This window comes from Paenibacillus nanensis (genome assembly GCF_003583765.1).
In the GTDB taxonomy this organism is placed as follows: domain Bacteria; phylum Bacillota; class Bacilli; order Paenibacillales; family Paenibacillaceae; genus Pristimantibacillus; species Pristimantibacillus nanensis.
Genome location: NZ_QXQA01000002.1, coordinates 358,911 through 378,932 on the forward strand (window position 1 = coordinate 358,911; position 20,022 = coordinate 378,932).

General features: G+C 54.2%; 16 protein-coding genes. 3 read left to right on the forward strand and 13 right to left on the reverse strand.

Going from position 1 to position 20,022, the window contains the following annotated elements; translation table 11 throughout:
- Positions 1 to 19: 19 nt before the first annotated feature.
- Entirely contained in the window at positions 20 to 2,011 is a 1,992-nt protein-coding gene (gene tkt, locus D3P08_RS04865) for a transketolase (protein ID WP_119598313.1), read from the reverse strand.
- Positions 2,012 to 2,126: 115 nt separating this feature from the next.
- Between tkt and D3P08_RS04870 the strand changes: the two genes are divergently transcribed.
- On the forward strand, positions 2,127 to 3,005 hold the full coding sequence (locus D3P08_RS04870) for a LysR family transcriptional regulator (protein WP_119598581.1): 879 nt from the start codon (positions 2,127 to 2,129) through the stop codon (positions 3,003 to 3,005).
- A gap of 438 nt (positions 3,006 to 3,443) precedes the next feature.
- Here D3P08_RS04870 and D3P08_RS04875 read toward each other — a convergent pair whose 3' ends face one another.
- The 8 genes from D3P08_RS04875 to D3P08_RS04910 form a co-directional block, all read right to left on the reverse strand.
- The gene (locus D3P08_RS04875) at positions 3,444 to 3,911 is read right to left on the reverse strand and encodes a hypothetical protein (protein WP_119598314.1); all 468 of its coding nucleotides are present in this window, start codon (positions 3,909 to 3,911) and stop codon (positions 3,444 to 3,446) included.
- A 25-nt stretch (positions 3,912 to 3,936) separates the two neighbouring features.
- Positions 3,937 to 6,189: an FAD-dependent oxidoreductase gene (locus tag D3P08_RS04880; protein WP_119598315.1), complete on the reverse strand. Its 2,253-nt coding sequence runs from the start codon at positions 6,187 to 6,189 to the stop codon at positions 3,937 to 3,939.
- Positions 6,190 to 6,194: 5 nt separating this feature from the next.
- A complete protein-coding gene (locus D3P08_RS04885; protein ID WP_240647307.1) occupies positions 6,195 to 7,040 on the reverse strand; it encodes a carbohydrate ABC transporter permease in 846 nt (281 codons plus the stop codon).
- A gap of 21 nt (positions 7,041 to 7,061) precedes the next feature.
- Positions 7,062 to 7,943, reverse strand: a complete 882-nt coding sequence (locus tag D3P08_RS04890) for a carbohydrate ABC transporter permease (protein WP_119598316.1) — start codon at positions 7,941 to 7,943, stop codon at positions 7,062 to 7,064.
- Between the two features lie 272 nt (positions 7,944 to 8,215).
- On the reverse strand, positions 8,216 to 9,547 hold the full coding sequence (locus D3P08_RS04895; RefSeq protein ID WP_338068702.1) for an ABC transporter substrate-binding protein: 1,332 nt from the start codon (positions 9,545 to 9,547) through the stop codon (positions 8,216 to 8,218).
- Between the two features lie 153 nt (positions 9,548 to 9,700).
- Positions 9,701 to 10,486, reverse strand: a complete 786-nt coding sequence (locus tag D3P08_RS04900) for a response regulator (RefSeq protein ID WP_119598317.1) — start codon at positions 10,484 to 10,486, stop codon at positions 9,701 to 9,703.
- A 3-nt stretch (positions 10,487 to 10,489) separates the two neighbouring features.
- Positions 10,490 to 12,304 (reverse strand): sensor histidine kinase, encoded by a 1,815-nt coding sequence (locus D3P08_RS04905; RefSeq protein WP_119598318.1) that lies wholly within the window; start codon positions 12,302 to 12,304, stop codon positions 10,490 to 10,492.
- Between the two features lie 128 nt (positions 12,305 to 12,432).
- Complete coding sequence (locus tag D3P08_RS04910; protein ID WP_420819013.1) at positions 12,433 to 13,647, reverse strand: aminopeptidase; 1,215 nt, start codon at positions 13,645 to 13,647, stop codon at positions 12,433 to 12,435.
- A 220-nt stretch (positions 13,648 to 13,867) separates the two neighbouring features.
- Here D3P08_RS04910 and D3P08_RS04915 point away from each other — a divergent pair, with 220 nt between their 5' ends.
- Positions 13,868 to 14,518 (forward strand): helix-turn-helix transcriptional regulator, encoded by a 651-nt coding sequence (locus D3P08_RS04915; RefSeq protein ID WP_119598320.1) that lies wholly within the window; start codon positions 13,868 to 13,870, stop codon positions 14,516 to 14,518.
- Positions 14,519 to 14,530: 12 nt separating this feature from the next.
- On the forward strand, positions 14,531 to 15,442 hold the full coding sequence (gene trhO / locus D3P08_RS04920) for an oxygen-dependent tRNA uridine(34) hydroxylase TrhO (protein ID WP_119598321.1): 912 nt from the start codon (positions 14,531 to 14,533) through the stop codon (positions 15,440 to 15,442).
- A 44-nt stretch (positions 15,443 to 15,486) separates the two neighbouring features.
- Here trhO and D3P08_RS04925 read toward each other — a convergent pair whose 3' ends face one another.
- The 4 genes from D3P08_RS04925 to D3P08_RS04940 all read right to left on the reverse strand — a co-directional run bounded on the left by D3P08_RS04925 (position 15,487) and on the right by D3P08_RS04940 (position 19,365).
- Positions 15,487 to 17,013 (reverse strand): sensor domain-containing diguanylate cyclase, encoded by a 1,527-nt coding sequence (locus D3P08_RS04925; RefSeq protein ID WP_162848361.1) that lies wholly within the window; start codon positions 17,011 to 17,013, stop codon positions 15,487 to 15,489.
- Positions 17,014 to 17,126: 113 nt separating this feature from the next.
- Positions 17,127 to 17,552 (reverse strand): DUF1801 domain-containing protein, encoded by a 426-nt coding sequence (locus D3P08_RS04930; protein WP_119598323.1) that lies wholly within the window; start codon positions 17,550 to 17,552, stop codon positions 17,127 to 17,129.
- Positions 17,553 to 17,575: 23 nt separating this feature from the next.
- Positions 17,576 to 18,211, reverse strand: a complete 636-nt coding sequence (locus D3P08_RS04935) for an SGNH/GDSL hydrolase family protein (protein WP_119598324.1) — start codon at positions 18,209 to 18,211, stop codon at positions 17,576 to 17,578.
- A gap of 20 nt (positions 18,212 to 18,231) precedes the next feature.
- Positions 18,232 to 19,365 (reverse strand): serine hydrolase domain-containing protein, encoded by a 1,134-nt coding sequence (locus D3P08_RS04940; protein WP_119598325.1) that lies wholly within the window; start codon positions 19,363 to 19,365, stop codon positions 18,232 to 18,234.
- Between the last annotated feature and the right edge of the window lie 657 nt (positions 19,366 to 20,022).

Genomic DNA, 20,022 nt, shown 5'->3' on the forward strand with positions numbered 1-20,022 from the left:
CTGTGCTTATAATTTATGATTAGAGCAATTCCTTCGCCTTTTTGACGACATTGCTTACGGAGAAGCCGAAGTATTCCAGCACTTCGCCTCCAGGGCCAGATGCGCCGAACGTATCTATCGACAGAACCTTGCCCTGCGGTCCCGCGTAACGCTCCCAGCCGAGCGAAATGCCCGCTTCGATGGCGATTCTTTTCGTCACGGCATCCGGCAGAACGCTTTGCTTGTAGGCTTCCGGCGCGCGGTTGAACAATTCCATGCTTGGCATCGCGACGACGCGTACGGATACGCCGTCCTTCTCCAGCTCTGCTTTGGCGCCTGCCGCGAGCGACACTTCGGAGCCCGTTGCGATCAGGATCAGATCCGGTTGGCTGTTTGTTTCCGAGAGCACATATGCTCCCTTGGCCACGTCCGCCACATTGCCTTTCGTTGCTTCGAATACCGGAAGGTTCTGTCTGCTCAGCACGAGCGCGACCGGTCCTTCGTTCTGGCTCAAAGCGTAAGCCCATGCGCTTGCAGTTTCGTTCGCGTCGCTTGGACGAATGACCGTCAGTCCGGGGATGGTGCGCAGTGCAGCCAGATGCTCAACCGGCTCATGCGTCGGTCCGTCTTCGCCTACGGCGATGGAGTCATGCGTAAATACGTACGTTACCGGCAGCTTCTGCAGCGCGGCCAAACGAATGGACGGGCGCAAATAGTCGCTGAATACGAAGAACGTGCTGACGAACGGTTTTACGCCGCCATGCAGCGCCATGCCGTTGCCTGCAGCGCCCATCGCATGCTCGCGCACGCCGAAGTAGACGTTGCGTCCCGCATACGAATCGACCGCGAATTTGCCCTCGCCTTTTATATCCGTCATCGTCGAATGCGACAGATCCGCGCTTCCTCCGAAGATCGACGGGACGGTCTTCACGTAATGGTTGATCGCTTCGCCGCTCGCGACGCGCGTGGATATCGTTTTGGAAGAGTCAAACGTCAAAATATCCTTCGCGTCGATAAGCGTCTTGCCGTCGATGGCTTGGCGGAGCTCCTTGCCCTGCTGAGGATATTGCGCTTCGTAGGAGGCCAGAAGCTCATTCCATGCCGCTTCCTTTTGCGCGCCCTCCTGCTTCAGCTGCTCGAAATGCGCTCTGACTTCAGCCGGCACGGTAAACTCTTCTTCATGCTCCCAGCCATATACGGCTTTGGTCGCTTTCGCTTCTTCCTTGCCAAGCGGATTGCCGTGCACTTTATTCGTACCCGCCGCTTTACTGCCGTAGCCGATAATGGTCCGGATTTCGATCAGCGTCGGCTGCGCATCGTTCCGCTTGGCGGCTTCAAGCGCCTCCGCGATTGCTTTCACGTTATTGCCGTCCTCGACGCGCAAATATTGCCAGTTCGCCGATTCGGCTCTCTTTTGGATATGCTCGCCGAAGGAAAGATTCAAATCGCCGTCCAACGAAATATCGTTGGAATCGTACAGGACAATCAGCTTGCCCAGCTTCATGTGGCCGGCCATGGACATCGCTTCGTACGAAATGCCCTCCATCAAGCAGCCGTCCCCGACAAGCGCATAAGTGTAATGGTCGACGACCGGGAACCCGTCCCGGTTAAACTTCGCCGCCAAATGGGCTTCAGCCATCGCCATTCCGACCGCATTCGCGATGCCTTGACCAAGCGGACCCGTCGTGGCGTCAACGCCGTCCGTATGTCCGAATTCCGGATGGCCCGGCGTCTTGCTGTTCAGCTTGCGGAATTGCTTCAGGTCTTCGATCGAAACCTGATAGCCGAACAGATGGAGCAGGCTGTACAGAAGCGCGGAGCCATGGCCCGCGGACAACACGAACCGGTCGCGGTTGAACCACTTCGAATGGCTTGGATTATGGCTTAAATGTTTGGACCACAAGGCATAGGCCATCGGCGCCGCGCCCATCGGCAATCCCGGGTGTCCCGAATTGGCGGCGTTAATGGCGTCGATCGACAACGTGCGGATCGTATCGATCGCTAACTGTTCTATCGTTTTCGTAGCAGGCATCTCTTAACTTCCTTTCTCCTCTGGAGCTCTAGTTTCTTTTCCTTCCCTCTACTATAATACGTTTAACAGCCATTTAAGTAATCGATAGATTTTAGAGGAGATATAGATCATGTCTATGACTAATAATTATGAACTATATAAAGTGTTTTATTGGGCGGCAAAAACAGGAAGCTTGACGAAAGCGGCAAACGCGCTGTTTCTGACACAGCCAAGCGTAAGCCACGCGGTCAAGCAGCTGGAGGAGCGCTTTGGCCTCAGCCTGTTCAATCGGACGGCCAAAGGCGTTACGCTGACGCAGGAAGGCGCGGTGCTCTATTCCTATATTGAGCAATCGCAAATTCTGATCACGTTAGCGGAAGAAAAAATGGCCGCTCTTAAAAGCCTTGACAGCGGCGAGCTGCGCATCGGAGGAAGCGACTCGTTGTTCAAGCATTATTTGCTGCCGTACCTCGAATCATTTCATCGCCGGTATCCCGGAGTTAAGCTGCATCTTAACCATGGCACGACGCCGGAAATTATCTCTTTCCTGAAGGAGGGGCGAATCGACCTAGGCGTCGTCCGGATGCCGATCGTCGATTCGCAGCTGGAGGTACGGGAAAGCATCGAGCTGCAGGACTGCTTCGTGGCAGGGTCGCATTATGCCGAATTGGAGAACTCGGTGTTGACATTGGAGCGACTGCTTGAGCATCCGATCATCCTGTTCTCCCGTAACAGCCGGGCGCGAATGGCGATAACGGAGCTGTTCCAAAGCTACGGACATACGCTGAAGCCGGAAATCGAAGTCGGCAGCGTGGAGCTGCTTATCGAGCTTGCGCGCAAAGGTCTCGGCATCTCGTACGTGACGCGGGAATTTGTGTCGAAGGAGCTGGAGGAGGGCACGCTCTTCGAAATTCAGCTGGACGTGCAGCTCCCGCCCGCCCGCGTGGGGATCATGACGATGCGGAACATGCCGCTCACTGAGGCGGCCAGCCGGTTTATGGAGATGGTGGGGTAAGCGCATTCCGTCGCACCTGGCGATATTATTTCCGCGCGGACTGCCGCTCCCGCGCTTTTAGTCGCGCCTGGCGATATTATTCCCGCGCGGACTGCCGCTCCCGCGCTTTTAGTCGCGCCTGGCGATATTATTCCCGCGCGGTCTGCCGCTCCCGCGCTTTTAGTCTCGCCTGGCGATATTATTTCCGCGCGGACTGCCGCTCCCGCGCTTTTAGTCGCGCCTGGCGCTATTATTCCCGCGCGGAGCACCGCTTCCGCGCTTTTAGTCGCGCCTGGCTGGCGCTATTATTGTCCGCGCGGAGCGCAGCTCCCGCGCTTTTAGTCTCGCCTGGCGATAGTATTCCCGCGCGGAGCGCAGCTTCCGCGCTTTTAGTCGCGCCTGGCGATATTATTCCCGCGCGGACTGCCGCTCCCGCGCTTTTAGTTGCGCCTGGCGATATTATTTCCGCGCGGGCTGCCGCTCCCGCGCTTTTGTTGCGCCTGGCGATATTATTCCCGCGCGGAGCGCAGCTTCCGCGCTTTTAGTCGCGCCTGGCGATATTATTTCCGCGCGGACTGCCGCTCCCGCGCTTTTAGTCGCGCCTGGCGATATTATTTCCGCGCGGAGCGCCGCTCCCGCGCTTTTAGTCTCGCCTGGCGATATTATTCCCGCGCGGACTGCCGCTCCCGCGTTTTTAGTCTCGCCTGGCAATATAATTCCCGCGCGGAGCGCCGCTCCCGCGCTTTTAGTCTCGCCTGGCGATATTATTCTCGCGCGGACTGCCGCCCCCGCGCATATACTCTCGCCTAGTGCTATTCGTTCCGCGCGGCCCCCCGCTTCCGGACAGCTGAGCTCACGCCCAGCCCTATGCGCATCAACTGCGCAGCTCCTATCGCAAAAAGAGCTGCCCAAGGCAGCTCTTTGCATAGGAGGATACGACTCTTCTTCCTAGTTACTCGTATACCCGTACTTCCACCAGCTCTGCGCACGGAGCGCCGTTCGTCTCTTCGACGACCACGCGCAGCGCATCCGTAACGATCGGAGAGTCGAACCGGAGACGGTTCGTGCGGCGCCGGTTGTCGCGCGTTTCGGACACGGTTATCCAGGCCCCGCCGATGCGAGCCTCCAGCCTGTAATGCTTAGCCAGCTCAGGAATTACCTCGAACGGCGTGCGGTGATGGTGGAGATTGATAAGGTCCTCATTCACATCGTCATTCCACGTCACGATGACCTCGCGCGCCGCGACGGCACCATCCCAGCTCAGCTCGAGCCATTGCTCCCCGCCGGCTGCGAGCGGCTCGGATGCCCATAGCTGCGGTCCCCCATACGGGCGCTTGTAGCCGCCGACCGCCTTGTCCGGCGAATAAGCCGCGGTCGCGGACAATACGCGGAAGCAGAACGGACGGCGCACGAGCTTCTTCATGCTCCAGTCGACGATCGGCTGCGACGCGTCGTGATCCTCCAGCTCGGCAACGGCGTGCGGTGCCGCTCCCCGCTCGAACGACAGCACGCCGGTCAGCGGCTCTTCCGACAAATAGAGCCCGACCTGCTCATTTGCCCGAACAACAACAAACGCATTGCATGCCCGCTCCGGCTCCCAGTTCAATCCGTCCACCGCAACCCATGTCCCTTCGCCTGCCGGCACTTCCACTTTCACGCTAGCTACGAGCGAGCTCGGCACATAATTTTCCGGGAGGCCTGTATCCCATAGCTCCACCGTCAGTTCAGTGTCCTGCGATGCATCCACGAGCAGTTCCAGACCGCCAAGCGAGGGCTCGACCGGGAACAAAATGCCCGCGTCATGCGCAAGCGGATAGCGTGCGCTCCCCTTCTCCACCGCAATCCTCGTGCGCGAAGACGAAGCCGTCACCTTCGCTTGACGGGCAAGATCAGACGCATCTTCGTTCGCAAGCCCGATAATCGAGGCATCCTGCCGAAGCAGCGTCTGCTGCAGCGTATCTAGCTCAAGCTCGTACAGCCCGCGCGGCGTAACTCCCTTCGCTATGCAGAGCGCCGCCGCCGATCCCGCCGCCTCGCCCATCACCGCGCAGGTCGCCATGACGCGCGTCGTCCCAAAAGCGACATGCGTCGCGCTGACATTCCGCCCTGCGAACAGCAGGTTCGTCACGTTCGCCGAATAGAGCGAGCGGTACGGAATATGGTAAATGCCGTCGGCGTGCATATGCTTCGAGCCGCTCTCCGTCGCGTACATTCCTTGCGGGGGATGCAGGTCGATCGACCAGCCGCCGAACGCGATCCGGTCCTCGAACTGCCGCTGACCGATAACATCGTTTTGGTTCAGTACATAATCGCCGACGAACCGCCGGTATTCGCGCTTGCCTGGAATCGAACCGACCCATTCCAGCGTCATGTTCTCGGCGTCGAATTGCCCGGAATTTTTGATATAATCCCAAATGCCGTAAATAACGGACCACAGCTCGTCGCGAATGCGCTCGTTATCGTGCACCGTGTCAAGCTCGCCGCCCCACTCGATCCACCAATAATGGCAGCCGGAATCGCCGCTGCGAATGACCCGCTTCATCGGGATCGGCGTCTGCGTAATGTCCTTGGCGAAGCTCGGCGGCACGAACTTGACCGGCCGGCCCGCGTCCTTCGTGTAGAAGAGCAGCGTGCTGCCGAGCGTAATGTCGTCCGCGGCTTCCGGCGCCCATGCTTCATTGTATTCGTGCGCCGCCTCGCGGCCGATCCGGTGGCGCGCGCCCGCCAAAAAGCCAATCAGACCGTCGCCCGTGCAATCAAGGAAATACGGGCTTTCGTACCGGATGCGACGCTCGGAGCCCATCATCCATCCCGTCACCGAACGGATTATCCGGTTCTCCTCACCGCCGTCAGCTTCCACTTCATGCACGTCGGTATTCAGAAACAGCCGAATATTCGGCTCCGCTTTCACCGTCTCCATCACGACCAGGTCCCACAAATAAGGATTGCCCTCCGGGTTGCGGTACTGGTTCTCCACGAACATCTCGCCCATAATGCCCGTCTCCCGGGCATAACGGTTCGTGCCGTGCGCAGTCGCCCCGCATACCCAGACGCGAACCTCGCTGCTGGAATTGCCGCCGAGAACGGGCCGGTTCGTCACAAGCGCGACCTGCCTGCCGAGCCTTGCCGCCGCCACCGCCGCGCATACGCCCGCAAGCCCTCCCCCGACAACTGTAATATCCGCCTTCACAACTTCGCTTCGCATCGTAGTCACCCTTTCACCGCTGAATTGGTTAAGCCTTGTATAATGTAGCGCTGTCCGATCGCGAACACCGCAATCATCGGCAGAATGCCCGCGGACGCCGCCGCCATCATCCCGTTATAGTCAACCGTATTCTCGAGTATAAAATTTTGCAGGCCAAGCGGAACGGTGTACAGCTCTTCGTCGATCAGGAACACAAGCGCGTTCTCGTAATCGTTCCACTGCCACGAGAAGTCGATAATCGCCAGCGTCGCGAGCGCGGGCTTGGCCAGCGGCAGAATAAGCCGGAAGAAGATCCGGAAGTGACCCGCGCCGTCAATAAACGCCGACTCGGTTATCTCATTCGGGATGGACAAGAAAAACTGGCGGAGCATAAAAACCCCGAATATCGTGAACAATCCCGGCAAAATCAGCGCCAAATGCGTGTTGTAAATACCGGCCCATTCGAACATAAGAAATTTGGGTACGAACAGCACCTGAGGGGGCACCATCATCATCGACAGGTACAGCATAAACAGCGCGTTGCGCCCCTTGAATTGAATGCGGGCGAAGCCGTAAGCGGCGAATGCCGACAGGAAGGTAGCGCCAGCCATGCCGATAATCGAAATTTTAAGCGAATTCCAATAATATGTGCCGAAGCTCTTCGGGCCTGTCCATACCTTCACGTGATGCTCCCAGGTCGGAGCGCTCGGAATCCACTTTATCGGATATTCGAATACCTGCGCCGGCGTTTTGAAGGACGTGCTGATCATCCATAGGAACGGAATGACCATCGCAATCGCCAGCACCAGCATAAGGATCGTAAGGCCAAGCCGCTTCGGCACGTCCGAAGAAAGTCTAGCTTTCATTTCCATGGTATGTCTTCCTCTCTCGTCTTAGTAGTGAACCCAGCGCTTCTGCCCGATCCATTGCACCAGCGTAATGAGCAGGATCACGATGAACAGCGCCCAGGAGAGCGTCGACGCATAGCCCATGTCGTAGTAACGGAAGGCGTTCTGATAGACGTACAGCGACAGTATGGTCGTGCTGTTGCCCGGTCCGCCATGCGTGATCGCTTGGATGATGCCGAACGTTTTAATCGTCATGATCAATCCGGTAATGAGCAGGAGGAACGTCGTCGGGCTGACGAGCGGCCAAATGATTTTGCGCAAAATCTGCCCCCGCTTCGCTCCGTCGATTTTGGCGGCCTCTAGCAATTCAGGCGATACTTCCTGCAGCGCGGCCAAATAAATAATCATGTTGTAGCCGAGCAGGAACCAAACCCAGATGATATCGATGGCGAACATCGACGACGTCGTCGTGGACAGCCAGCCGGGAGGATTGTCGATCCCGATGCTGCGGAGCATGCCGTTAATCGGGCCTTGCGTCGGATGGAACAGCAGCATCCATACGAACGCGACGGCGACGCCGCTTGTAATGTACGGCATAAAATAGAGGCCGCGCAGCAGCTTCTTCAAATAAATTTTCTGATTCAGCACAACCGCTACGACAAAGCCAAGCGCGATCGAAACCGGCACTGCAAGCAGGAACACGGCCGTATTTTTTAGCGACAGATAAAACATCGGGTCCTTGAACAGGCGAATGATGTTGTCAAGACCGACAAATTCGACGTTCGGATTCATGAACTTATAGTTCGTGAACATTAGTCCGAACGAATACAGCGCCGGGATAAGGAAAAATAGCAGTACGCCAAGCATGCTGGGGCCGATAAAAATATAGCCGAGCAGCCGTTGTTTTTTCATCCAGTTGTTCGTCATGCGTCTAATCCTCGTTTCTTCATGGAGTCGAAGATTCCACGCTGCGGCCAAGGACGGCACGAAATCTTCTAACCCAAGTGTACCAACGGTCACGCCGAACGGTAATGAACATTCTTACCGGATTCATCCCACGTTTTTACGCAAAAAAACCGCCCCGGTAGGGCGGTCGCATCTGCCGCATGCATCAAAATGTTCTATCCGCCGATGAGCTCCTCCCCATGAAAAAGGACGGCCGCACCCGCGATCGTCCCTCCTGCTGCCGGGCAATCGCCCTATTGATTTTGCTCCAAATATTCGTTGTGACGCTTCACCATGGCAGCGATTGTATCGTCGGCGGACTGCGTGCCGAGGAAATACTTCTCATATTCCTGTGCGCGCGCATCCATCACTTCTTGAGGCAGGCTTCTGACATAGGTCGGAGCCGGGTTGTTGAACATGACGTACATCAAGGAGTCGACATCATACGTATCCGCTTTGTCGCCGAGCAAGCTCTCAAGCGCCGCGTCCTGATCCGCGTCCTTGGACGCCGGCAGCCGTCCGCCGGCGGCCATCGGCGCCATGCCGCCGTCCGCATACCATTTCAGGAACTCCCAAGCGGCTTCCTGATGCTTCGATTTCGCATTGATCGAAATGTAATCGCCCAGCCCGCCGCGCGTTACATAATCAGCCGCGTTGTCGGTGAGGCGTGGCACCGGCGCAAATGCGATTTTGAAATCGCGCGGGAAGTCCGTGAAGTTGTTCGAGCTGCGAAGCAGCCATGCCCCGATGTTAAGCATCGGCGCTTTGCCGCTCAAAAACTCCTGCTCGACCGGCATCTTCGACGTGAGCTGCTCGCCGAGCGGCGGCGTCGATTTGTCTTCCGCCATCATGGCGTTCAGCGTCTCCAGCCATTTTTTCACGAGCGGATGATCCAGATTGGACGTGCCGTCCGCCTTCGTGTAGCCTTCCTTCGCCAGAACCGAGTCAATCGGATCGACATACGGCTCCGTATGCTGGATAAAGCCGTAGCCGCCGTCCTGCTTGAGCTGCTTCGCGTACTCGCGCAGCTCGTCCCAAGTCCATTCCTTCGGCACCTCGAGGCCCGCCGCGTCAAGAGCATCCTTGTTCAATGCCACGAAGAACGGGCTTTTTGTCGTCGGCACGCCGTAGTACTTGCCATCGATCAGAAAGCTTTTGGCGTCCGGGCCCATCTTCTCATCGATGTTGTAATCGGAGAACTTGCTCAGGTCGAGCGCCAGGCCCGCTTCTACCCGTTTGGACGCTTGCGAGATTGTATAGTTGACGAACAGGTCGACGTCCTGCCCCGTCATCATCGCCGTGTCCAGCTTCAAATTGCCTTCATCGTCATTTACGAAGCGAACGTATTCCACTTGAATATCGGGATGCTCCGCGTTCCACGCGTCGACGACGGCCTGCGGACCGGATTCCGGCGGCACGCCCCCCCACATCGTCAATTGGATCGGATCTCCGGACGATGCCGTCGCGTTGGCGGAAGGCGACGCTTCCGAGCCCGCATTGCTGTTGCCGTTACCCGAACATCCCGCCAAAACGCCCATGATGAGCACGAGCGATGCCATGCCGGTGAACCAAGCTTTCTTTTTCACTAGCTTTCGACCTCCTTGAATGTCTTGTTAAGGTGCTGCAAATCAAGGATAGCAAGACCAGAGGGACGGTTTTAAGTAACAAAATTACGTTTCGGATGGAACAGAACTTCACAATTTGTAAGCGTGCCGATAACGCCCCCGAACCAAATCGTTCTATCTTGTCAGCCGGTATTGGCTCGGCGTTGTTCCCGTCATCCTCTTGAATATTTTTATAAAGTAGTTGTCGTTCATAAATCCGACCTTTTGGCCGATTTGGTTCACCGGCAAGTCTGTCGCGCGTAAATATTCGATCGCCTTCTCGATTCGAATGCGGTGCAAATAATGAATGAGCGTCTCCCCGGTCTTCTTCTTGAACAGGGCGCTGACATAATTCTCGCCCATCATGACATGCCGCGACAGCGACGAAAGCGTAATCTCCTGGTCGTAATTTGCTTCAATATATTCTATGATCTTCTTCACCTCGGGATGGGTGATCCGGTCGGCGGCCGATTTCGCCTCCTCCTGCTTCCAATGCTGCACGCTGCCGGACATTCCCGTCTCGTCTGGAACCGCCGGCCTTGCCGCGCTAAGCTCCGCGCTAATCTTCGCCAGCGTCTCGCGCAAATCCTTGACGCTCATCGACAGCTTCAGAATATAGTTGGACGCGCCGTACTCCATCGCTTGCCGCACCGATTCGAAGTCGCCGATGCACGTCAGCATGACGAACTTGGACGCGATGCCGGCGCGCCTTGTCTCCTTGAGCAGATGGAGCCCGTCCATCTTCGGCATGACAATGTCGCATAAGACGAGGTCGGGCGGGTCCAGCCGGATCATCTCCAGCGCCTCTTCGCCGTTGCTTGCTTCTCCCGTAAGGGTAAAGCCCATCTCCTCCCAGCGAATGATCTCCTTCACCGATTCCCGGACGAAAGTCTCGTCTTCGACCAGCAATACCTTCCACATGCGTTATCCCTCTTTTCCGGCTTCAGGTTGATGTAATGCCCGCTCGCGGCCTGCGTAAGGCTCCGACAATAGAAACGGCAAAATGATGCGGAACAGCGTGCCTTGCTCGCGCGGCACCCTCTCTAGGGCGGCGTTTTCTTTGAACAGCAGTCTTAGCCGCTCCTTGACGTTCGCAAGCCCGATGCCCGGTCTCTTGCGGCTTGTCTTCCGGTTCAGCATCGACTGCTCCGCGCCCACGCCATTATCCTCGACCTCCAGCACCAGCCGCTTCTGCTCCTCGCTCGTAAGCCCCATTCGAATGGAAATGCGGCCTCCTTCGCCAATCGGCGCGATTCCATGCCGAATCGCGTTGTCCACAAGCGGCTGCAGGCTCAGCTTCGGCACAAGCGCGTACTGAATGTCTTCGTCGCAATCGATCTCCACTTCGAAAATGTTGCTGTACCGGACCTGCTGAATGTAGATGAACGCCTTCGTCAGTTCGATTTCTTCGCGCAGGTGGATCAGATCGACGTCGGAGTTGAGGCTGGTTTCCAGAAGCTTGCCGAGCGACAGGCAGATTTCCACGATTTCTTCGTTTTGGCTGCGAAGTCCGATCCATTTCATCGTGTTCAGCGTATTGAGCAAAAAATGCGGATTCACTTGGGCGAGCAGCATTTGAAAATGGACCGCGTCCCGCTGGCGCTCCTCCGCCTTCAGCCGCCCAATCAGCCCGTTCATGTCGACCATCATTTGGTTGAACGTTCGCGTCAGCTCGAGCACTTCGCCTTTGTATTTTTTCTCAGGCAGCCGGATCCGCAAATCCTTCCGCACCGCTTCCTTCATCTTCGCTTGCATATGGGACAGCGGTCTCGTAAAGGCGTATGCGATCATAAAAGCCACTGCGATAAAAGCCGCCGTTATCGTATAAAACGTCACAAAATACTGCTGCTTCAAGCTATGGATTTCTTTGAACAGGACATTGACCGGAATCTGATTCACCATGTACCAGTCAAGGGAATCCAAATAGCTGTAATTGACGAGCGCGTCGTTTGTGTTATCCGTCCAATAGCCGTTCTCCGGCAATTGCGTCACTTGGCTGACCGCCTCAGGCGTCAATGCGGCACCCGCGGAGGATGAGGCGATGACGTCGCCCTTGCGGGACACGATAAAATAAGCCTGTTCGCTGGCTGATTTCTGAAGCACCGATTGGAACCAGAACGAAAAATCGATGCTCACCCTCGCCCATCCGTAGGTTCGATTCCGGTTATCTCTGAGCCCCGAATAAAGAGAGAGCAGCGTCGGGCTTTTCGAGATATCGCGCGAGACGTAATTGTCGTCATCAGGCACCCAGAAATAAGTAGCTCCCGTTTCGCGCATCGATACGAATGAAGGCGTTGCCGCAATCTGCTCATAATCGAGCGTAGTTTTCGGCTGGTACGATGTATAGACGTTGCCCTCGTCGTCGAGAAGCGTAAAATAGACGGATGGATTGTATAGAAAAAAGCTGTTGTTCAAATTTTTGAACTTGCTTTCGATAATCTCTTTGTTGTCGAGCACCGTCCGCTCGCCGGGATTCATCAATATATCCCGCACATCGATATCCTGCTCAAGGAAAATAAGCGTTTTGAACGCAATGCTGAGCTGATCCTCCAGCGACCTGTGCAAATTGTCGAGCTGCTCGTGGCTCTGCTCGCTGATCTTGTTCTGGACAAGCGTTTCGATGCGGTGGTAGTTGTAGATGTTCAGAATGCTGAATGGAAGCAAAATAACGAGGACAAACACTGCGAATAACCGATACTTGAGTTTATGGGGAATAAAATAACCCAGCCATCTCAGCATAAAAATCCCCCTAGCCTATGGTGGTTTCATTATAGCACCAATAGGTTCGGGGGATTGCGGTTTATGCCGAAATACGTAAAATTGTAGGATCCATTAATCGAGCATGCATCAAAATGTTCTATTCGGGACTACTCCGCCCAGTTCCCCTTCCGGAACACCGGCTCGATTGTGCCGTCGGGAAGCTCGCCGTCGATGTCGAGCTCCGCGCTGCCGACCATAAAGTCGACATGGGTCAAGCTGACGTTCGCGCCGCGAGCGACCAGCTCATCGTTCGTCAGCTTGGTGCCGCCCTCGAGATTAACCGGGTACGCGCTGCCGAGCGCAAAATGGCAGGAGGCGTTCTCGTCGATTCCCGTGTTGTAGAAAATCCGGTTCAGGTTCGAGATCGGCGAGTTATGCGGGACAAGCGCAATTTCGCCGAGACGGGACGCTCCTTCATCCGTTTCGAGAAGCGTCGTTAAATGCTCGCGGCCGGATTCGGCGTCAAATGCGGTCACTTTGCCGTTTTCGAACGTCATCGTGATGCCTTCCACAAGCCTGCCGTTCAGGTTCAGCGGCATCGTGCTTTTTACGGTGCCGTTTACGCCCGTCCGATGCGGCATCGTATACACTTCCTCCGTCGGCATGTTCGCGACGAAATAAACGCCTTTCTCGTTCTCCCCGCCGCCGCCGCGCCAAATATGCCCTTCGGGCAGCTCTACGCGAAGGTCTGTGCCGGGCGCGCGGTAATGAAGGCTTTTATAGGATTTGGCATTCAGCCGGTCCTGCCAAGTTTTGAGCTTGGCGATATGGTCGCGCCAAGCGGCCACCGGATCGTCCTTATCGACGCGCACCATTTTAAAGATCGCCTCCCACATTGCGTCGATCCGCTGCTCGGCAGGCAAATCCGCGAATACCTTATCGGCCCAAGCGCGGGTCGGCGCTTTAATAAGCGACCAGCTGATTCGGCTGTTACGCGTATATACGGAATATTCCTTGCGCGCGACAGCGGCGGCCTTAACCGCTCTCGACACTTTGGCCGAATCGATGCCGCGGAACAGTTCCGGATTCGGCACTTTTATATGTAGAATGGCGCCGCCTTCTTCGGCGAAATGAACCATGCTGTCCGCCAGCCATTGCGGGTAATAGTCGAACGTATCGTCCGCCGCCTTCTCGTACCGGATGCGCGTTACTTCCTCATCATCCCACTCGACGATGACGTATTTGGCTCCCGCCTCATAGGCCTTCGCAACGATTAAACGCGTCAGCTCCGCCGTCTCGATCGGGGCGTGAACGATCAGCACCTGTCCTTTCTGTATGTTAACGCCTACCTTTACAACGAGCTCCGCGTATTTGTTTAACATGACTTGAAAGCTATCCACATGAGCCACTTCCTTTTCTAAAGATAACCTTCATTATAAACCTCTGCCCGGCAACCGGAAAGATCGAACCCGCGCTGACAATATTTTTTATACAAAATCGTATAATAAGTTGCCCTTTTTTATATACATAGATTCACTTTTTCTATATAATATTGCTTATGTCTAAAATACCAGCTTCCAGCCTGATCGGGGGTGAAGTCAAATGAGAGACGATTTGGATCTGACGACTCGCGAGCAAATCGTTCGGATGCTCAAAACAAACGGCGAATTAAGCGCTAAAGCGATAACGGAGCAGCTTGGCATAACCGGGATGGCTGTCCGCAGGCATTTGGCCGTACTAGAGAAAGAAGAGTTGATCGCGTACACAACGGTACGGCAGGCGATGGGACGCCCGACGGCGGTCTATCAATTGACGGAGAAAGCGGAAGTGCTGTTCCCGAGGCAGTATCACGCAGTCGCCCTAGATTTACTGTCAGAGCTGAAAAACGAAGCCGGCGAGGAAGCGGTCAATCACTTATTTGATCTTCGGCAAGCTTCTATGCTGAAGCGTTACCGTCCCGAATTAGAGCATCAAGCCTTCGAACAACAAATCGCCGCATTAGCCGGCATTCAAACCCGTAACGGATATATGGCGTCATGGAGCAAATCGGCCGATGATGAATATGAGCTTACGGAATATAACTGTCCAATTTACCAAGTCGCGAGCCGTTATAAGCATGCCTGCGCTTGCGAGCTCCGGCTCTTTCAAACATTGCTGGACGCGGACGTGGAACGAGTCGAATGCTTGGCGGAAGAAGGACGGAAATGCGTTTACCGCATCAAGCCAATCCGAAAAATGAATAAATCGAAATAAGGAGCGCACAACATGGAGAACCTAACAACAAAGCCTTACCGTATTCTCTTATACTATAAATATGTGACGATCGCCGATTACGAAGCCTTTGCGGCGGATCATCTGGCTTACTGCAAAGAGCTCGGGGTCAAAGGACGCATTCTGATCGCGGAAGAAGGCATCAACGGAACGTTGTCAGGCACAATCGAGCAAACCGACGCTTATATCGCTCACATGCGCAGCAACCCTTTGTTTGCCGATATGGTCTTCAAAATCGACGATGCCGACGGTCATGCGTTCAAAAAATTATTTGTCCGTCCGAAAAAAGAGCTTGTCACTTTACGTTATGATACCCCGCTCGACCCGAATGTCATTAGCGGCAAGCGGCTGACCCCGGAGCAATTTTATGAACAGCTGCAGCGCGACGATGTCATTGTTATTGACGGCAGAAACGATTACGAATACGATCTCGGCCATTTCCGCAACGCCATTCGCCCTACCGTCGAGTCGTTCCGCGAGTTCCCGGAATGGATTCGGAAAAACTTGCAGGACGTAAAAGATAAAACGATCCTCACTTATTGCACAGGCGGCATTCGCTGCGAGAAGCTTACCGGCGTTCTGCTTAACGAAGGCTTCACCGATGTGGCGCAGCTGGACGGCGGTATTGCCACATACGGCAAAGATCCTAAAGTCCAAGGCCGCTTATTCGACGGCAAAATGTATGTATTCGACGAGCGGATCTCCGTCCGCGTGAATCAGACGGATGAAGACGTTACGGTCGGCAAATGCCATCATTGCGGAAGCCCGACCGATCATTATATCAACTGCGCCGATGACTTGTGCCATAAGCAGCATTTGGTCTGCGAGGATTGCCTCGATACGCATGAAGGCTACTGCTCGGATGAATGCCAAACGAACGACGCGGCTAAAGTTATTGTGAAATAATGAAAACGGCTGACTCCTGCTTGGAGTTAGCCGTTTTTTATATCCTATCCATTATTCGAAACCAAATGGCGCCGACTTCTTTTCATCGCATACATTCGGTCATCCGCTCTCTTATACAGCTCGTCCGCGGACGAGCCGTCCTCCGGATACCGGCTGACGCCAACGCTAAGTTCGATCGATAGCTCCTCTCCATTTTCCAGAACTAATGGCCGGGGCTTCATCCATTCCAACAGATCCGCTACAAATTGTTCCGCGCGGCAGGATTCACGAAGCAGAACAACAAACTCGTCCCCGGCAAACCGCGCGACGAAATCCGACTTTCTTACATGGGCGGACATAAGATCCGCTACATGTCGCAGAGCGAGATCGCCGGCATGGTGCCCGTACGTATCGTTAATTTGCTTGAATTTATCAAGATCCATCAGAATGAATGTAAAAGGAGCGGAAAAACCTATGAGTCGGTCAATCTCCCGCTGAAATGCGGTCCGGTTGTTCAAGCCCGTCAAGCCGTCATGGTACGCCAGGTATGTAATTTGATGCTCGTTGCGTTTCATATCCGTAATATCCCGGATCATAATGAATTGCAGCGTCTCCGCGCCTACCACCATAAATTCGGAGTCCAGCGACAACGTAACTTCCGTATTGGGGACGCTGTCTAGTCTAAGCTCACAATTTTCCATGCGGGCTTTCGCGTCAAACGACTCCTGATAGGACTTCAGCCGGTCCGCTCTCTGCTTCTCCTCAAAACAATCCATGATGTTCTTGCCCGAGTGCCGAAGATTAAGGATACCCTTCGCCATCGGGCTCGCCTCCCGTATTTTGCCGCTCCGGTCCACGATCATAATGCCGAGCGGAGCCTGCTCGAACAAAATCCGGTAACGTTTTTCATAGGAAGGCAAATCATTATATTTAATCATATTGATAAATACGGTAACCAAAATAATAAGCATCGAATGCGTCGACAATTTGTCGATTAGAAATTGCTCCGCTTGATAGTACATACCCGCCGCGTAGACGCCTACTCCGAAAATCGTCGCCAGAATCATGCCGATAAGCAGAATTTTTGCTGGCCCGGGTTCTTTCTTCAATAAAGGAATAAATAAACGCACGATAACGCCAATGACGAAAGCGGTAAGCACCCCAAAGATCATGATGCCGGGGCCGGGACTATACATCATCGAGCCATCCGGCCTAAATGCAATCGACCGGACCGAATAGCCTTCGATCGGAATAAAAAGCAGCTGCGCGATATAAGGAACAAAGACAGCCTTATACCAGTTTGCGTTTTTCTTTTCATAAGTTTTCGTATAGATGTACCAATAATGGAGCGAGGCCGCGACAAGCAGCGTCGTAATCGGGAACGAGGCATACAACAGGATCGCAGGCCGATGTTGAAGCGGAGCGGTATTCGATAAAAACGCTGCCAAAAAATTGAGCGCCGCAAGAATAAACATAAAGCCGGTCGCGCGATACAAGGGATTTCTGAAGTCCCGGCAAAGAATAAGCGCCGTCATGCCGAACATCGCAAATGACGGGAGCAAATAAATAACCGCAAGCAGGTAAATATTCATCGCCTTATCCCTCTCCATGATGTCGTCATCTGTTTATATCACATTTGCGGCTATTATTCTATCCATATGCGGGACTTCAGCAGAAGGAATAATCTAGCAAATAGCTTGACGCGTTACTTTCCTTGATTTGAGTAGGTCTCTGTTAGAAATGTGATGGATTGATGAATCAAAGCCTTTAGTACTTCGACTTCAATATCCGCTACTTTATTAATGTACACGCAGCCTTTCCCGGCCGTATGCTTGCCAAACTGCTGCAGCAATGCTTCTCTTTCCTCGTCTTCTGGCGCGAAATAAAGGCTGATTTTCCCCTTTCGAGGCGAAAATCCGACCAGCGGCGCGTCGCCTTCATGGCCGGACGCGTACTTGTAGTGGTATGAGCCAAACCCGATAATGCTGGGCCCCCACATCTTTGCCGGATATCCGCTTGTTTCGCTGAAAATGTCCAGAAGCTTATAAGCGTCCTCGCGTTTTTTAGGATCGGTGCTTTCGATAAATTCCAGAACGCTGTTTTCGGTTGCTTTCGTTTTCAATTCATACATCGTGCGTTTTTTCCCTCTCGTCGTTATTTGTTCTCGCTGCGAAAAACCTGCAGCCACCGGTCGCGGATCAGCGCATGGCCTGCAGGGGTAGGATGGATGCCGTCCCATAACCAATAGGAAGGCGGAGCGGCTTTCGCGCACGCTTCTTCGAATCGGTCCTGAAGCGGCACAAACGGCATGTGATACGACTCCGCAATCGTTCGGACAGTTTGGCGGATGTTATGGGCTATCGACGAATATGCGGAATAATGGGCTCCCACCCGGCCAACGGGCAAAAGAAAAGGTTCTCCGAGAATAAACCTGCAGCCGGGCTGGAACTCCAACGTATCTTCGATTATGCGGCGATAGCTTCTTTCAAATCGGTCTACGTAACGAACATGAGCGTTCGTCACCATCGCTTCGATATCATTGACGCCTACTAATAGGCTTATCCAGTCGGGAGCATGCATAAGCGCATCCTCCTCCCATCTTCCGTAAAGGTGATCAATCCGGTTCCCGGAAATGCCGCGGTTAATGATGACATGTTCATGTGGTGACGCAAGACCCAGCTCGGCAGCAATCATAAATACGTAACCGTGGCCCAAATCGTGATTGGGGTCTCCGTTACGCCCTCTATTGCCATCCGTGATAGAATCCCCTTGAAACAAGATGGTTGTCATGTAATTCCCCTTATTTATAGTTATAGACAGCTGTAAACGATATTTCTCAATCGCGGGTGGACGTAAGGCTCTTGGTTGTTCAGCAGATGCTGCGCATACATGATCGTCAGCTGCGAAGCCGGATCGATGACCGCCAGACAGCCCGCCGCTCCGCTCCAGCCAAATTCACCAACGGGGCTAAGCGAATCGCTGCATGCTTGCGAGACATGAGTCCTGACGCCAAGCCCGTATCCGTAACCGCGTTGGTGGTCCCACGAATAATCGCCGCGAGTAGCCTCGGTCAGCTGATCTGTCCGCATCAAGTCTACGGCAGCCGGGGACAGAATGCGAACGCCGTCCGGGCTTGTTCCATGATTGGTCAGCGCATTCAGGAACAAAGCATAATCGCTTACGGTCGAGTATAGCCCCGCGCCGCCGCTTTCGAGCTCTGTTCCGATCCGGAAGCCGTTGCCGTCATGCCGGACGGCTTTTCCAAGCTCGTCGTTATACACATATTGCGGGGCCAGGCGGCTTTGCTGCTCGGGTGTAAGATCAAACGCGGTATCGCGCATGCCAAGAGGGCCGGTAATTTCTTCCCGCACGTAAGTGCTGAAGCGTCTGCCGTCTACCGCCTCGACTAGTGCTGCAAGCACATCATGGCATAAGCTGTAATTCCAACGGGTGCCCGGTTCAAAATGAAGGGGCTCCTTGGCGAGAGCCTCCGCGAAAGCGCGGGTCGGCAGCTTGCCGTTCGTCTGCCGGACGGCCTCCTGAATCGAAGGAACCTTCAGGTCATAAGAGAAGCCTGCCGTCATCGTGAACAGATCGCGCACCCGGATCGGCCTCTCCGCTTTTTCGATCGCCGTGCGGCCGTCCGCCAGCTTCTTTCGAACCGTCATTTCCGCAAATTCCGGCAAATAAGCGGATAACGGGTCGTTCAGCAATATCGTGCCCTTTTCCACAAGCTGAAGCGCCGCGGCGCAGGTCATAATTTTTGTCATCGAATAAATGTTAATAATATGCCCCTCGTCAATCGGCGTCTGCTCCTCCAGGTTAACGAAGCCGTTCCGATAGCGGAAGACGGTCTCGTTTCGGTGGATGACCATCACCTCCGCCCAGGGGATGCGCCAGGAGGTGATGCGGTCGATAAATTGGGATAACGGTTTAAAGTCCATCCAAAGTCACCCTTTACCTATTATTTGAAATTAATATTAACGAAATAACGTTCCCTCGCGAATCTCCCACTCCCAATCTTAGTTTCTGCGAGTATGCAGGATTTTCGTTTGGAAGTTGATTAACGCAGGAAATTCCTGCAATAATGCAGGAATTTTCTCACACTAGCGGCATAGTTGATAGAATTTCCGCTTAATTGATGCACATTTGCAGGAATTCCATCATTTATGAGTCCCCTGCCCAAAAATTGCTGCATTTTTGCAGGAAATTTACTCACACGATCGGCATAGTTGATGCAATTGCTGCGATTATGCAGGAATTTTCTCTCACAATCGGCATTGTTGATAGAATTCCCGCTTAATTGATGCACATTTGCAGGAATTCCATCCTTTACGAGTCCCCTGCCCAAAAATTGCTGCATTTTTGCAGGAAATTTCTCACACGATCGGCCTAGTCGATGCAATTGCTGCGATTATGCAGGAATTTTCTCTCACAATCGGCATTGTTGATAGAATTCCCGCTTAATTGATGCACATTTGCAGGAATTCCATCCTTTACGAGTCCTCTGCCCAAAAATTGCTGCATTTTTGCAGGAAATTTCTCACACGATCGGCCTAGTTGATGCAATTGCTGCGATTATGCAGGAATATTCTCACACA